This window comes from Streptomyces sp. NBC_01142, from assembly GCF_026341125.1.
Classification (GTDB): domain Bacteria; phylum Actinomycetota; class Actinomycetes; order Streptomycetales; family Streptomycetaceae; genus Streptomyces.
Genome location: NZ_JAPEOR010000001.1, coordinates 3,417,340 through 3,431,647 on the forward strand (window position 1 = coordinate 3,417,340; position 14,308 = coordinate 3,431,647).

12 protein-coding genes, 1 tRNA gene and 1 pseudogene are annotated in these 14,308 nt (G+C 68.2%); 9 read left to right on the forward strand and 5 right to left on the reverse strand.

Features of this window, described 5'->3' with window-relative positions; translation table 11 throughout:
* Window positions 1-42 precede the first annotated feature (42 nt).
* A complete protein-coding gene (locus tag OG883_RS15310) occupies window positions 43-585 on the forward strand; it encodes an ATP-binding protein (protein ID WP_266540370.1) in 543 nt (180 codons plus the stop codon).
* Here OG883_RS15310 and OG883_RS15315 read toward each other — a convergent pair.
* The gene (locus OG883_RS15315; protein ID WP_266540372.1) at window positions 582-1,409 is read right to left on the reverse strand and encodes a hypothetical protein; all 828 of its coding nucleotides are present in this window, start codon (window positions 1,407-1,409) and stop codon (window positions 582-584) included. The genes OG883_RS15310 and OG883_RS15315 overlap by 4 nt on opposite strands.
* Window positions 1,410-1,525: 116 nt before the next feature.
* Here OG883_RS15315 and OG883_RS15320 point away from each other — a divergent pair, with 116 nt between their 5' ends.
* Window positions 1,526-1,882: a hypothetical protein gene (locus OG883_RS15320; protein ID WP_266540374.1), complete on the forward strand. Its 357-nt coding sequence runs from the start codon at window positions 1,526-1,528 to the stop codon at window positions 1,880-1,882.
* A 266-nt stretch (window positions 1,883-2,148) separates the two neighbouring features.
* On the opposite strand, the gene OG883_RS15325 is transcribed toward OG883_RS15320, so the two are convergent.
* Window positions 2,149-2,222 (reverse strand) — tRNA-Met (locus OG883_RS15325).
* A 264-nt stretch (window positions 2,223-2,486) separates the two neighbouring features.
* Here OG883_RS15325 and OG883_RS15330 point away from each other — a divergent pair.
* The gene (locus tag OG883_RS15330) at window positions 2,487-3,203 is read left to right on the forward strand and encodes a hypothetical protein (protein WP_266540376.1); all 717 of its coding nucleotides are present in this window, start codon (window positions 2,487-2,489) and stop codon (window positions 3,201-3,203) included.
* A gap of 648 nt (window positions 3,204-3,851) precedes the next feature.
* Window positions 3,852-5,330, forward strand: coding sequence for an IS1182 family transposase (locus tag OG883_RS15335; RefSeq protein ID WP_266540378.1), 1,479 nt, complete (start codon window positions 3,852-3,854; stop codon window positions 5,328-5,330).
* 35 nt (window positions 5,331-5,365) lie between these two features.
* Here OG883_RS15335 and OG883_RS15340 read toward each other — a convergent pair whose 3' ends face one another.
* Both OG883_RS15340 and OG883_RS15345 read right to left on the reverse strand, forming a co-directional pair.
* On the reverse strand, window positions 5,366-6,424 hold the full coding sequence (locus OG883_RS15340) for an integrase core domain-containing protein (RefSeq protein WP_266540380.1): 1,059 nt from the start codon (window positions 6,422-6,424) through the stop codon (window positions 5,366-5,368).
* A complete protein-coding gene (locus tag OG883_RS15345; protein WP_266540382.1) occupies window positions 6,415-6,744 on the reverse strand; it encodes a hypothetical protein in 330 nt (109 codons plus the stop codon). The genes OG883_RS15340 and OG883_RS15345 overlap by 10 nt, the downstream gene beginning before the upstream one ends.
* A gap of 90 nt (window positions 6,745-6,834) precedes the next feature.
* On the opposite strand from OG883_RS15345, the pseudogene OG883_RS15350 reads away from it, so the two are divergent.
* Window positions 6,835-7,047: pseudogene (locus OG883_RS15350) on the forward strand (transposase); the annotation flags it as partial.
* 278 nt (window positions 7,048-7,325) lie between these two features.
* Window positions 7,326-9,410 carry a SpoIIE family protein phosphatase gene (locus tag OG883_RS15355; RefSeq protein ID WP_266540384.1) on the forward strand — a complete coding sequence of 695 codons (2,085 nt, stop codon included), beginning with the start codon at window positions 7,326-7,328 and terminating at the stop codon, window positions 9,408-9,410.
* Window positions 9,411-9,478: 68 nt separating this feature from the next.
* Here the strand turns inward: OG883_RS15355 and OG883_RS15360 are convergent, their stop codons facing one another.
* Window positions 9,479-10,420, reverse strand: a complete 942-nt coding sequence (locus tag OG883_RS15360; protein WP_266540386.1) for a kinase — start codon at window positions 10,418-10,420, stop codon at window positions 9,479-9,481.
* A gap of 645 nt (window positions 10,421-11,065) precedes the next feature.
* On the opposite strand from OG883_RS15360, the gene OG883_RS15365 reads away from it, so the two are divergent.
* Genes OG883_RS15365 through OG883_RS15375 form a run of 3 tightly spaced genes read left to right on the forward strand, consistent with a single transcriptional unit; the run spans window position 11,066 to window position 14,286 of the window.
* Window positions 11,066-12,106, forward strand: coding sequence for a pyridoxal-phosphate dependent enzyme (locus tag OG883_RS15365; protein ID WP_266540392.1), 1,041 nt, complete (start codon window positions 11,066-11,068; stop codon window positions 12,104-12,106).
* 54 nt (window positions 12,107-12,160) lie between these two features.
* A complete protein-coding gene (locus OG883_RS15370) occupies window positions 12,161-13,006 on the forward strand; it encodes a DUF364 domain-containing protein (protein ID WP_266540393.1) in 846 nt (281 codons plus the stop codon).
* Entirely contained in the window at window positions 13,003-14,286 is a 1,284-nt protein-coding gene (locus tag OG883_RS15375) for an MFS transporter (RefSeq protein WP_266540395.1), read from the forward strand. Before OG883_RS15370 ends, OG883_RS15375 begins: the two co-directional genes overlap by 4 nt.
* Window positions 14,287-14,308: the final 22 nt, after the last annotated feature.

Below are 14,308 nucleotides of genomic sequence, written 5' to 3' on the forward strand. Positions count from 1 at the left end.
GGCTGACCGACTGACCGACCGCTGGTGAAGGACTGAACGACATTGCCACCCCTCGCGGTTCTCCTCGCCGGCCTCACCGGCTCCGGGAAGACCACCCTCGCAAAGGCCCTGGCCGCACGCGGGTTCACCCGGCTGTCCGTGGACGAGGAAGTCCACCGCCTCCACGGCCGGTACGGCGTCGACTACCCCGAGGACACCTACTTCGCCCGCGAACGCCCCGTCCTCGCAGCCGTGCGGGGGCAGTTCACAACGAACCTACGCGCCGGGCACGACGTGGTCCTCGATCACGGCCTGTGGCAGCGCGCGGACCGCGAAGCATGGAAGGAGGCCGCCCGCACAGCGGGCGGCCTCCCTGTCCTGGTCCATCTGCCCGCCCACCGTGAGGAGTTGCTGCGCCGCCTCACCGAGCGGAACCTGCGGGCCGACGCGAACGCCCTCGCCGTCACCCCCGAAGCCCTCGACGACTTTTTTGCCCGCTTCGAACCCCCGACCGCCGACGAGAACCCGATCGCATATCCCGGCGATGCCCAGGCACTGGCTGTGCTGCTGGAACGGGCACGCGGCACAGGCCAACCAGGCTCCTAGACAAGGCGATCAGCGTCAGCGAGTTCGCCGGGCAGCTCCTGGACGCGTCCCTTCCCGACGGCTTCCCGCTCACCGGGGTGATGGCGATCGACTCCACCGACTACGAGACGTGGGCGCGGCGCCGGGCCTGGACCCCCCAGCCCGACGTCGCCACAGACAACCTCCCGGTCACGGACACATCGCCGCCGAGCCGCAAGCGTCCGCCGAACGAGCCCGGCTGGCTGTGCACCGGCGCCGACGGCCGACTCATGCACACCGTCGACCCCGACGCGCGCGAGGGATACCGCTCCGGCACCAACTCCGCACCCGGCAATGTCTTCTGCGGCTTCGATCTCCACCTCGCCGTCAACGCCCGCGCCCTCGGCGCACCCGAGGTGCCCTTCGTGATCACCGCCATGCACCTGGCAGCAGCCGGATCCCACAAAGGCGACGCCGGTGTTCACCTGATCGACCAGCACCTCAGCCGCCGTCCGCACACGGGCGAGGTCATCGCGGATCGCGGCTACTCCTTCTGCACCCCCGCCCGCTGGGCCTATCCCGTCCGCGCACGCGGCCTGGAGCCGGTCATCGACCTTCACCCCCGGCAGCGCGGAACCCACCCCGGCCCTCTCCCCGGGACGGTCATCATCGACGGCACCCTGTTCACCGACGCCCTCCCGCACCCCCTGCGGGACCTGCCGGGCTTCCCGATCGGCATGCGCACGGACGAGAAGGGCAAGGTCCGTGACCGCTATGACCGACGCGCCGCTTACGCGTTCACCCCGCACAGCCGTCCCGACGCCGACGGCTACCAGCGCTTCAAAGGCCCCGCTGTCGCCGGACACCTGCGCTGCCCCAACCACCCCCGCTCCATGCGCCTGGCGCCACCCACCCCACCAGCCCCTGCCGCCCCGGCACCGACTGCGCGTGTGGCAAGACCGTCACCCTGGGCCCGGACGTCATGGCGTGGACGCGCCAGCGCACCATCTGGGGCACCACCGCCTGGGCCGCCGACTACGGACGCCGCTCCGCCGTCGAATCCGGAAACGCCGAGATCAAAACCCACCGCCTCCACATGGACCGCGGCTTCACCCGCGTCCTGGGCACCACCAAGAACAGCGTCCTCATCGCCTTCGCCCTCGCCGGCCTCAACCACACCCTCCTCCGCGCCTGGCACACCAAACGCGACCTCCCCGACCCCTGGGCCAAACCCGCAGGCGAAGAAACGAACGACCGCACACTTCCCGGGCCACGCAAACGCGCCCGCCGCCGCGCAACCAGCCTCACCGCGCTCATCGAAGGCGCTCCACCCGGCTGACCCTCCCGAAACCCCACCACCCTGTACGTTCGCGCCCGAGCTGGCTGCGCCATGCCTCCGTACCCCCAGACCGGGTACCAACGGCCCGGGGAAAACCGATCATCCCGCCAACTGCAGTGGGATGAAAAGGTAGAAGGCGGGCGTCAGGCTCGTCAGCCCGACTCCGCCGAACAAGATCCCGAACACAGAAAGAACTCCTAGCCCGGACGAGTCCGGGCTAGGAGTTCTGTAAAGCCAAGTGGGGTATTTGTGTGAACTACCCAGAGTAGCGGGGACAGGATTTGAACCTGCGACCTCTGGGTTATGAGCCCAGCGAGCTACCGAGCTGCTCCACCCCGCGTCGGTAAGGCCACTCTACGGCACAAGGGCGCACGAGCCGAATCGGCCGTCCCGCCCGGCCGGGGACTCCTGCACCAGCAGTCGGCCGAAGTGATCCGTCGGGGTTCTGGCGGGCCCGAGGGTGGCGCGGCCGCGGGATGCCCTGGAGCTGGGGTGGAGCAGCCCGCGAAAAAGTTCTTCAGCTTCTCCCGCAGGCCCTGACATCATCAACGGGCCGGAATGGCATCCGATGAGTGCAACAAGGCGCTCTCCCGACCAGGGAAGAGTGTCCGTGCACAGCGCCGTACGACGCGTCCTGATGTCCATTGTCCGGTCAGCCGCCGCCGCGGCCACCGCAGCGTGCAGCTCGGCGGCCACCCCCGTCACCGCAGAGTCCCAGCGCGCCCCCGGCCAGAAACCTCTGACCGCAGCGGAACTGACGGACGCTCTGCCCGTGGACGCCGACTTCCCCGGCTTCACTGCCGAACCACAGAGCATGTCTCTGCTGGAGGCAGAGGAGGTCGTCACGGTCGACAATGCCGCCTGCCGGCCGATCGCCGACATGATGAGTGTGCATCCCAAGCGCCCCCGTGAGGCGATGGCCTGGGCCACGCTCAAGGCCAATGACGCGCCTCTCCGGGCAGCCCCCGGCAGCGTGACGCTCACCAGCCATGCCGACGACGACGCCCAGGTGTGGATGCGGGAGCTCGAGGACGCCTTGGCCAAGTGCAACAGGTTCACCGCCTCCTCCGAGCGGGGCTGGACGCACCGGTTCCAGGTAAAGCCACTGCCTTCGGTGACGGTGGGGGACGACTCCGTCGCCTACATCCTCACGAGCGTCCTCGCTCCTGGTGGGAAGGGCAATGTCATCACTGTCGTACGTACCGGAGGCACTTTCGCCACGTACCTCATGAACCAGGACGCAGATCGGCCCAGCGCCATACCGGCATCCATCGCGGGCCGTCAGCACAAGAAACTGCAACTCGCCGCGGCCGAGCACTGATCCGGCGGGCTCAGCCGGCCGGAAGCGGAGCGCGGCGGGGCAAGGCGAACCTTCACGGCACTGCATGCCGTTGGGTTCGGCAGCAGGGAATCCTGTCATGCCAACACCAGGTGTGCTCACGCCGAGGCTTCGCGCGACGGACACCGGCGGGACTGGGAACGCGATCCGGCCGCAACACTGGCTTCGCAAAGCCGCCTTTGAGGTCCTGCTCGACGTCTACGCTGACGGTGCCGTCCGCTGCCGCCTGGACATGGGCGGTGAGGTCGAGGTTCACCACCTTGCGCTTCGCTTCCCACTGCGACGTCCATTCACCGGGTGAGGCCGAGGAACTCGGAATCCGGCGTGAGGGCGGAGGAGCCGTCGTAGGAGAACTCGACCTCGGGTCCGGCTGCACATAACCCCCGACCGACGCCCCACTCCCGGCCGACGCCCCGGGATCGATCCGCAGGGGGCGAGTGGTCCAGCGCGACAACACAGGTGCAGGCCTGGCACACGGCTCCGGCGCCGTCGCCTGACGTCCCGCAACGGGAACCGAGCGCCCCCGCCCGGAAACCGGACGCTGTTGGTAAATCCGGGGCCTGCGTGACGACGGCCTGTACGACCCCGTTGGGGTGGTACAGGCCGTCGTCGTGTTTCTGGGGTGGGTTCGTGTCGTTGCATGGGGTGGAGTTGGCGGAGATTCCGGAGGAGACCGCGCGGGTGGCGCGTGCGGTGTTCCCGAAGGGCTGTCTGGCGATGCGGATGCGGGATGTGCTCGGGCCAGTCTTCGCTGATGCCCAGTTCGAGGGGTTGTTCCCGGTGCGGGGGCGTCCGGCGGTGTCGCCGGCCCGGCTGGCGCTGGTGTCGGTGTTGCAGTTCGCGGAGGGGCTGACCGACCGGCAGGCCGCGCACGCGGTCCGCTCGCGTCTGGACTGGAAGTACGCCCTGTCTCTGGAGCTCGCCGATACCGGGTTCGACTTCTCCGTGCTCAGCGAGTTCCGGGCCCGGCTGGCCGAGTCGGATGCGGACCGGGTGGTGTTCGACGCGGTGCTTCGGGCCGCTGGGGAGGCCGGGCTGGTCAAGGCGGGCAAGCGGCAGCGTACGGACGCCACCCATGTGCTGGCCGTGACCAGGGACCTGAGCCGGCTGGAGTTCGTGGTCGAGACGCTGCGAGCGGTGCTGAACCAGGTTGCTGAGGTGGCCGGGGAATGGCTGGTGACGGTGGCGGCGCCGGAGTGGTTCGACCGCTACTCGGCCCGGCCGGAGGACAGCCGTTTCCCGTCCCGATGGGCGGCACGTGTCGAGCACGGAGACCAGTGCGGGGCCGATGGCATGGTGCTGCTTAAGGCTGTCTGGTCGGTGTCGGCGCCGCCCAGCCTGCGGGCCCTCCCGGCCGTGGAGTTGCTGCGCCAGACCTGGGTGCAGCAGTTTTACCAGGCCGACGACGCCGTGCGCTGGCGGGAGCCGAAGAACACCCCGCCGGGCCTGATCCGCTTACGCACCCCGCACGAACCCGGGGCAAGGACCGGATCCAAGCGGGATCTGGGCTGGTCCGGCTACAAGGTCCACCTCAGCGAGACCTGCGAGCCCGACGCACCGCACCTGATCACCCACATCCACACCACCCCGGCACCGGTCAGTGACATCGCTGTCCTGGAGGACATCCACACCGCGCTGGCCGAGCGTGAGCTCTTGCCGGACGAGCACCTGGTGGACGCCGGATACGTGGACGCCGAGCAGATCCACCACGCTCGCCGCGACCACGGCATTGACCTCGTCGGCCCTGTCGGGAAGGTGACCAACCGGAAACAGGCGGCCGGGGACTTCTTCGACAACACTCGCTTCACCATCGACTGGGACCAGCACACGGTCACCTGTCCCGGAGGCAAACAGAGCACTGTCTGGCGAGCGACCACCAGCCACCGGGGCACCCCCGTGACCCGGGTCAAGTTCCCGGCCAGAGAGTGCGGCCCCTGCGAGCTGAGGACGTCGTGCACCGACTCGCCCAAGGGACGCGCACTCACCTTCCGCCCCCAGGCCGAGCACGAGATCCTCCAACAGGCCCGGATCGAACAGGACACCGCGCTATGGCGACGACGCTACGGGCACCGAGGTGTGTCTGAGTCTTTGAGCCAAGGTCAGGGTTAAATACCCAACCAGGACGTGACGGATATTGAGGATTCTCAGTTCTGTTTCCGACGGTAGGCGATGCGGTGTTCGCGTGCCTGCTGGAGACCGTGGGCGCGGGCCGTTCGGATGGCGTCGGCGCGTCCGGTGTGCTCGTCGTCGGGGGTGACGTAGCCGAGCCCGGCGTGCAGGCGCACGGTGTTGTACTCGGTGTGGACCGCGTCGAGTTCGGCCTCGAGTTCGAAGGGGTCGCGGATCTTGGTCAGGTGTGGCCACTCGCCCTTGACGTGGCTGAACAGTGATTCGATCCAGGCCTGGTCGTTGGGGGTGTGAGGGCGTCCGAAGTGCTGGCCGATCAGGCAGGCGGCCATGAAGGTGCGGGTATCCGCGGAGCGCATCTGGGGGCCGTTGTCCGAGACCGCCAGCAGGACGGGCTGTTCGTCGGGCGGTGGCCCGGGGGCGGTGAGTTCGGCACGCATCCGGCGCTCGGCGAGGTGCCCGAGGTCCTCGGAATGCAGCGCGGACAGGAACGCGGTCTCGACCTGGAGGGAGGACTCCTGGGCGGAGACCAACGTGGTGATCCACTTGCGGCTCACCAGGTCCATGATTGCGAGAGCGCACCTGCGTGCTGCCGTGAAGTGCGTGAAGTCGTAGATCCAGATTGATCTCGGGCGCCAGAGCGCCCAGTCGGGAAACGGTTTCTTCTCGCGGTGTTCGCGTACCGGGCCGCCGGGCAGGCGGATGCCCTGGTCGTCCAGGACCCGCAGCACGGTGGATTCCGAGACGTGGACCCAGCCCAGGCGGGAGCCGCGGTGGGCGAGTTTGCGGTGCGAGCGGTCCGTGCCGCCCCACTCCTCGGCGAGTTTGACGATTGCCTCGCGCTCGAAGTCCAGCAGCGCGTGCACCGCAACGTTCGGGCCGGCCGGGCTGTCCTCGAGCCGTCCCGCCACGCGGCGCTGCTGCCAGCGCAGCACCCGCATATGGTCGACGCCCAGTGTGTCGGCGGCATGGCGCACCGACCAGCCGGCCCGCCCTGCATGGTCGACCAGCTCCAGAAGCCCGGCCTTGATCTCCGCGTGCACGCGTGGCGCGACGGGGCCGGCGCTCAGGCCCATCGTGCTTTTCCCTGCTGCAGATGGAGCGCGACTGCCTGCTCCGTGATGGTGGCCCGCAGCCGTTCCACCTCCGCGCGGGCCTCGGCCAGCGCGGCTTGCTCGACGGTCATGCCGGGCCGGCCCGGCACCGCGGCGGCGAACCCGTCGAGCACGCTCTGCTTCGCACACCGCAGCACTGCGATCACGGTGGAGCGGTCCACGCCCCAGCGTTCCGCGGCCTCGCGCTGCGTGTGCTGACCGGTGAGCACCGCCACGAACATCTCGTACTTCTCCGACGGGGCCAGCCGCTTACGCGGCTTCCGGGGAGTAACTCCTGCCATGATCGAAAACCTTCCAGATCAAGGCCCGAAGGCCAGAGACCTGGCTGGGTGTTTCCTCACGATCTTGGCTCATTCACTCAGACGCATACCGGGCACCGTGCTGGGGTCGAGGGCACCATCTCCCAAGGCGTCCAGGCGTTCGGCCTGCGCAGATCCCGCTACCGCGGCCTCGCCAAAACCCGGCTGCAACACCACTTCACCGGAGCCGCCATCAACCTCGCCCGCCTCGACGCCTGGCTCACCGGCAGACCCCTCGCCCGCACCCGTATCTCACCCTTCGCAGCACTCCGCCCCGCTGGATGAGATCCAGCGGGGCGGAATTAACCAACAGCGTCCGGAAACCGGCGGGGGCGCTTGCGGCTCGTGGAACCGGAAGCTGATCACCGTGCTGACCCTGGTGCGAGAGGCCGAGACCTCGCCGGGGCGCCTGTCACGCATCGTGTCCAGGACGGGACACTCCGCACGCGCAACGTCGCCGTGATGTCCGAATAGTGAATGACAGGCAGAATTGCTAGGGAACTCGTCTGCCGTCGTGCGGACGGACTCAGCCGCCGCGTGTCTCGGGTGGAAGGGGACATCTGGTGCCATCGGTTCGGCCGGGGGGCGAGAAGGCTTCTGGTCCGCTCTGGTCCGAGCCAGGGACGCTGCTGGAGCACGTGGCCGTGGCAGTGTTCGGCATGGACGACGATGACCGGATCTGCTACTGGGGGCCCGGGGCGCAGAGCCTCTTCGGATACGAATCCGCGGTGGTGCTGTCCCAGCCGGCCGCGGCCCTTTTCCCCGATCCGCCCCGGGGTGCCCCGGAGGCGGCCCCGTGGCTGGCGGAGCAAGGCCGGACCCTGGGGTACTGGCGCGGCCGGCTGCCGGCGCGGCATCAAGACGGCACGGTCTTCGAATGCGGTTTCCGGGTTTTTCCCGTTACCGGCGCCAGGGGCGGTTCCGTGGTCATGGGCCTGGCGAGCAGGGGCGACGAGCTCGACCGGGTGAAATCCAACCTTGCCTTCCTCGACGCCCTCTTCGAGACCTGCCCCATCGGCCTGGTCATGCTCGACGAGGACTTGCGGTACGTCCACCTCAACCAGGCGCTCGCCGACATGGACGGCCTCCCGATCGAGGATCACATCGGGCGGCACATGGAAGAATTCATGATCACGTCCGATGGCGGCGAGTACCAGCGCATGCTGCGAGGTGTGGCGGAGGGGGGCCGGCCCGTTGTGAGCACGCTGGTGGGCCTGCGCACGCCCGGTCATCCGGATCGTGACCAGGTGCGGTCGGTGAGTTTCTTCCCGCTGAGTCAGGCGGGCGACACGCGCCCCGGGCTGGGCGGGCTGCTGGTGGACGTGACCGACCGGGAGCAGGCCATTGTGGAAGCAACGGCCGGCCGGCAGCGGCTGGCTCTGCTGCACCGGGCAGCGGCCCGGATCGGCACCACCTTGGATGTGAACGTCACGGCCCGGGAGCTGGTCGACACCGCGGTTCCGGAATTCTCCGACGCGTCCGTCGTGGAGATCGTGGAGTGGATGGACGAGCCCGAGGTGTTCAACCCGGAACTGCCGCTGGTCACCCGCCGGATCGCCTCCGGTACGACACTGCCCCCGCCCGCCTTCGAACTCGTCAGCGGACTGGAGAGCGTGACGTATCCACCAGGTTCCAGCATCCACCAGATGCTGCGAACGGGCCGCCCGGTCTCCGTCCCCGTGAACGAGGAGTTCGTGACCCGGACAGTACTGCACCAGGCTCGCGCCCAGCTATTGGTCGAAAGCGGTCTGTCGTGCATTCTCATCGCTCCGCTCATCGCCCGGGGCACGGTCCAGGGAATCACCATGTTCGGCCGCTCCGCCGCCCGCCCGGCCTTCACCGAGCAGGACCTCAGCCTCGCCAGTGAACTCGCCTCCCGTGCTGCTCTGTGTCTGGACAACGCACGTCTCTACAGCCAGGTCCAGACCATTGCGCTCACCCTCCAACGCGCGCTGCTCCCCAGCGCCCTGGCGACCAGCCCCTACGTGGACATCGCCCACCGTTACCTCCCCGGCAGCCACATCACCGAGGTCGGCGGCGACTGGTACGACGTGATCAACCTGCCCGGCGACCAGGTGGCGATCGTCGTCGGCGACGTGATGGGACATGGTGTGCTGGCCGCCGCAGCCATGGGCAGGCTGCGCATCACCACCAAGGCACTGGCTCGCCACAACCGGGAACCCGACGACCTGCTCACGGAGCTCGACGCCTGTGCACAGGAAGCGGGCATCGAACTGGCAACCTGCCTCTACATCCTCTACGACCCCACGACAGGCCGCGCTCGCATTGCCAACGCCGGTCACCCTCCACCCCTCGTACGCCATCCGGACGGCACGGTCGAAACCATCGGCGACGTACTGGGAGTCCCTCTCGGGGTCGGCGGTTTCCCGTTCCGTACGACCGAGATCGACCTCCGCGAGGGCGCCACCCTTGCCATGTACACCGACGGTCTCATCGAAGCGCGCGGCCAGGACATCGAAGAAGGCATGGACGAGCTCCGCGCCCAACTGCACGGGACTTCAGGTCCGTTGGAAGCGACAGCGGACCGCATTCTTTCGAGCCTGTTGCCTGACCCGCCGACCGACGACACGGTGCTCGTCCTCGCCCGCGTCCGCCGCGCGCCTCCGCCTGGCCGACGCCAGGGGTGACCGCGGCTCGATGCCCGTGCGACCTGCCTCGACGGGCCCGGCCCTCGACCTCCCGGGGCGAGCTGGAATCACACCGGAACGGGAAGGGCGGAGGCCGTACGGAGCGGCGTGTTCGGGAAGCTGAGAGTCCGGTAGACCGCCACATTGCCCGCCAGCTCCGAGCATGCCCGAGCCGCCGCTGTGGCGCGGTGCGTGTACGCGGGGTCCGCGGTGTCCAGTAGTACGCCCAGGGTCGTGCCGCTGTGCCCGACGGCCACTCCCAGTCCGCCGACCTCACGACAGATCTCACGCATGGGCTCCAAGGACCACTTGTGCCGGAGGGACTGGTTCATCAACGCACTCCGGGTAGCGATGCTGCCCACCTCTGCAAGGTCACTCCTGCATACGGCGACGGTGAGTCGATCCAGCAGACGTGCGTACTCGTGTCGGTCGGCTGTTGTGAACGGTTTGGGGATGCGGTTGAAGTCGACCGTGTCGACGGCTCCGCCTTCGTCGATCCCCACAACGGCCATGGACGGCAGGGATCCGAGGACCGCGCGTAGGCGCACGCTGCGGTGGTGGAAGGCGACGATCGCCGGGTAAAGCACCCCGTCCGTGGGCTCGATGCGCGCCAGGAACCGCTCGATGCAGGAGGCCGGCATCTTGATGTTCAGTGCTTGGCCCACCGCGCGTGCGGTTGCGACCAGATCGGCCGAGGAACTGGCCAGTCCCTTGCCCTCCGGGATCACGCTGGTGACGGTCAGGACCCCTCCAGCCGGCTGCAGGGCCTCCTCGGTGATCATGCGTGCCAGTTGAAGGGCCTTCTTCTTGTGGGATGGCTGGACCACCAGGTCACTGGAGTCTGGATCCTGCCGGAAGGTAGCCATCGTCCAACGGGCAACGGGCAGCGTCACCAGGAAGTCCCCGTCGTTCTCCGGGAGTACGCCCTGGAGCAATTCGCCGAAGGTCCCAAAGGCGGTGCCCACTCCGGTCGGCCCCCGTGGCGGCGCGAACTGTTGGGACAGCTTCACAGAAGTCCTCTCCTCGTCTTGCCTGCATGCCTGCATGCCTGCGTGTTGGCTCGCCTCACACAGAACCGGGCAGGGCGCCGCCTGTCCTCGCAGACCAGGGGGTGGCGGAGAACACTAGATGAAAGTGATAATCGTTTTAACGTACGGGGATGCCTGAAGGCAAGTCGTCGACAGGGTGCAGCGGCGTCCGGGGGGACTGTCGCCCCCACTTGGCGCCCCGGCGGCGCCGCGCGGCGGTGATCCAGTGCTGGCAATCGGTGTTGACAATCATTTTCATTTAATGTGATGCTCTGCGACGTCGTCCCGGGCTCCTGTGCTCGTCGTGACCAACGAAGCGGCGCGTGGGGAGCGATGGACGGAGCCGAGAACGCACTGCGCCGCGCCTTCCGGGCGGCAGGCAGGCCGATCCAGGCCGGCCCCCGGTCAGCAGGAAGAAGTCGGCAGGAGGAAGTCAGCAGGGGCGAGGCGTCAGAGGGGCCACCGGCGAGCAGAACCGCACGCGTTGCCGGCCGGTGGCGGGGTGTATCTGATCGTTTTCAACACCACAGAATTGCGGGACATCATCAAGTACGCCATTGAGACAACGTTCAGGCGTTTCCTGTTCAAGCTGCGCCGGCGTATAGCCGCTTAACAGGAAGACAGGTCATGCACGTACACATTGCAGAAGCAGTCAAGAAACCCGATCTCATATCCCTTCAGCCGGACATGGTCTGTCTTCGGTTCGAGACGATGAAGATCTATTCGGCCCTGGGAGCGGTCCGCCACCTCCTGGAGTCAGGTGTCGTCAAACCCGGTGACACGCTCATCGACAGCTCGAGTGGAATCTACGCACAGGCGCTGGCACTTGCCTGTCACCGCTATGGAATGAAGTGCCACATCGTGGGCTCCACGACGGTCGACCGGACGCTGCGCGTGCAGCTGGAAATACTCGGCGCCACACTGGAACAGGTCAAGCCGTCGAAGAACCTGCGCCTCGACCAGGAGCTGCGGGTGCGGCGGATCGCCGAGATCCTCGAGGCGAACCCGTCCTACCACTGGATGCGGCAGTACCACGACAGCATCCACTACTACGGCTACCGCGACGTGGCCGGAGCGATCGATCGGGAGATTCCCTCCGGACCGCTGGCGCTGGTGGGCGGAGTGGGCTCGGGTGCGTCGACCGGGGCCATCGCCACCTGTCTGCGGGACGCGGGCAGGGATGTGTCCCTCGTCGGCGTACAGCCCTTCGGCAGCGTCACCTTCGGCTCGGAGCACGTGTCGGACCCGGACATGATCATTGCCGGGATAGGCAGCGCCATCGAATTCAAGAACGTCCGGCGTGAGCTGTACGACAGGCTGCACTGGGTGAACTTCGACTGCGCCATGTCCGGCGCGGTCAATCTCCTCCGGAACAGCGGAATCTTCGCCGGCCTTTCGACCGGAGCGGCCTATCTGGCCACCCTCTGGGAACGCCGAAGGGACGACAACTCCCGCACCTACGTCTTCATCGCGGCCGACACGGGCCATCGCTATGTCGAAAGCGCCTATGCCAGGCACGCGGAAGCCCACGACATCGACGCACTGAAGCCGCACGAAATCACCTCTCTGGATGAGCTGAGACACCCCTGGTCGACGACTTCCTGGTCCGGCCTCTGCGCAATGGGTGAGATCAGTGCTGCCGCTCCGGGAACTCCGCTCCAGGGATGAGAGGTTGACCGATCTCCCATGACTGCACCGACAACGCCGACGAGAGAACAGAAGATGTCACATCCCAAGCCGCAGACAGTCGCCGAACTGACCGACGCCGTACTGTCCGGCGCCTACGGCCCCGATCCGAAGGACCTGGCCGTCACGAGCGCGTTCTGGCTCTACAACACCACCCGGCTGACCGGGAGCCAGGTCACCTACCACAACCACTACCTCCTGCTCCGTGTCGGGCAGTCCTTCGGCGCCTGTTCCTTCGAGGCCGGTGAACTCGCCCCCGACTTCTGCGAGAACGCCTCCGGCTACACCCTGGACAAACTGCTGCGCCATGAGTCGGTCCCGGTCCGTATCGCAGCCCTCGACGCCTACCTCGCACAGGTGCAGCCGCACCGGGACGCGACGGACGCCGAGCCCGTCACACTGCCCGTCGGAACCCCGGAGGTCCGTGCACGCGCCCGCGACGCCGCCATCGCCGGCCTGCTCGACATGGAGCAGGGAGCGAAGGTGGCACTGATCGGCGTGGTCAACCCTCTGGTCGCAGCGATACGCGACCGGGGCGGGGTCTGCCTGCCCTGTGATCTGAACCTGCGCACCACCCAGTGGGGAGAACAGGTCACCGATGACATGACCGAAGTCCTCAAGGAAGCCGATGCCGTGGTGGCCACCGGCATGACGCTCAGCAACGGCACCTTCGACCTCATCCTCGAGCACTGCCGGGAACACGACGTGCCGCTGGTCGTCTACGCACAGTCCGGCAGCGCCGTCGCCCGCGCGTTCCTGCCCGCCGGGGTCACCGCACTGTCCGCCGAGCCGTTCCCGTTCTCGCAATTCAGCGCTGATCCGACATGCCTGTACCGCTACCGAGCCGACAAGCCGGTGCTCGCCAACCAGGAGGGAGCGTGAGCACCGACGCCAAGGAAGCCGCGGCGGATCGCCGGACGCCGGAGACGGCCGAGCCGCTGCCGGGCGACCTGCGGATGGCCCGTACCCTGTGGCCGGTCCTGGCGGCCTCCGCGGTCGGTCTGCTGCCGTTCACCATTTTCAGCACCTACCTGGTGCCCATAGCCGATGAGGCCGGGACCAGTGTGGCCGCAATGGGCGGACTCCGTGGACTGGGCGGCCTGGCAGCCCTGTTGGTGGGCACGGCGCTCGCTCCGCTGATCGACCGCGTGCCCAAGGAGCGGGCCGCCGCGGGCGGACTCATCGCTCTCGGCGCCTCGGCGGCCCTGGGCGCCGGCGGGGACTTCATCATGCTCGCCGTGTTCTGCCTGCTGGTCGGCGCCAGTACATCCGTACTGAACCCGGCCCTCACCGCGGCGGCCGCCGACCGCTTCGGCTCCGGGAAGGCAGCGGGCCGCGCGGCGACCCTGGTGACGGCGACGCAGTCGATGACCGCGATGCTCGCGGCACCTGTGGTGGCCCTGCCCGCGCTGTTGTGGGGCTGGCAGGGAGACCTCGTCGCTGTAACCGCGGCCTCGCTCCTGCTGGCTGTGGTCTTCCTGGCGCGGGGCAGGAGCAAGGGTGACGAGGAGACCGGCAGCGGCCCGCGCCTGAGCTACCTCGCGTCGTTCAAGGCCCTGGGAGCGATTCGCGGGGTGGCGCCGCTGCTCCTCATCGCCCTGCTGCGCACGGCGGTGTTCATGGGGTACCTCTCCTACCTGGCAGCCTTCTACGACGATCGCTTCGAGCTCGATCCCGGACTCTTCGCGCTCGTCTGGACGCTGAGCGGCGCGTCGTTCTTCGTGAGCAACCTCCTCACGGGGCGGATCACGAACTCCGACGAGCCCCGGATCGGTACTGAGCGCATGCTGGCCATCGGCCTGGTCGCAGCACTGGCTTCCGTCGTGGGGTTCTACTTCACGCACTGGCTTCCGCTTGCCCTCGCGCTGACGTCGCTTCATGCGGCCAGCCACGCTGTCGTTGCCGCGTGTGTGGTCAGCCTCCTCGTCCGGCGTTGCGGAACGCTGCGCGGCTCGGCCTTGAGCATCAATGCCGCCGGAATGAGCCTCGGAGTGTTCGTGGGCGCGGCCCTGGGCGGCGCCGGCCTCGGACTGGCCGGTTACCCGGGCACGGCCCTGGTCTTCGGTGCTCTCACCGTCGCAGCGCTGGTGGCCGCCGTCCTGGTGCTCCGGGCGGGCCCGGCGAGCGAGGAGGAGGCGGGCGACGTGCCTGCTTCCGCGTAGCCGACGCGCCGAGCCTGCGTCC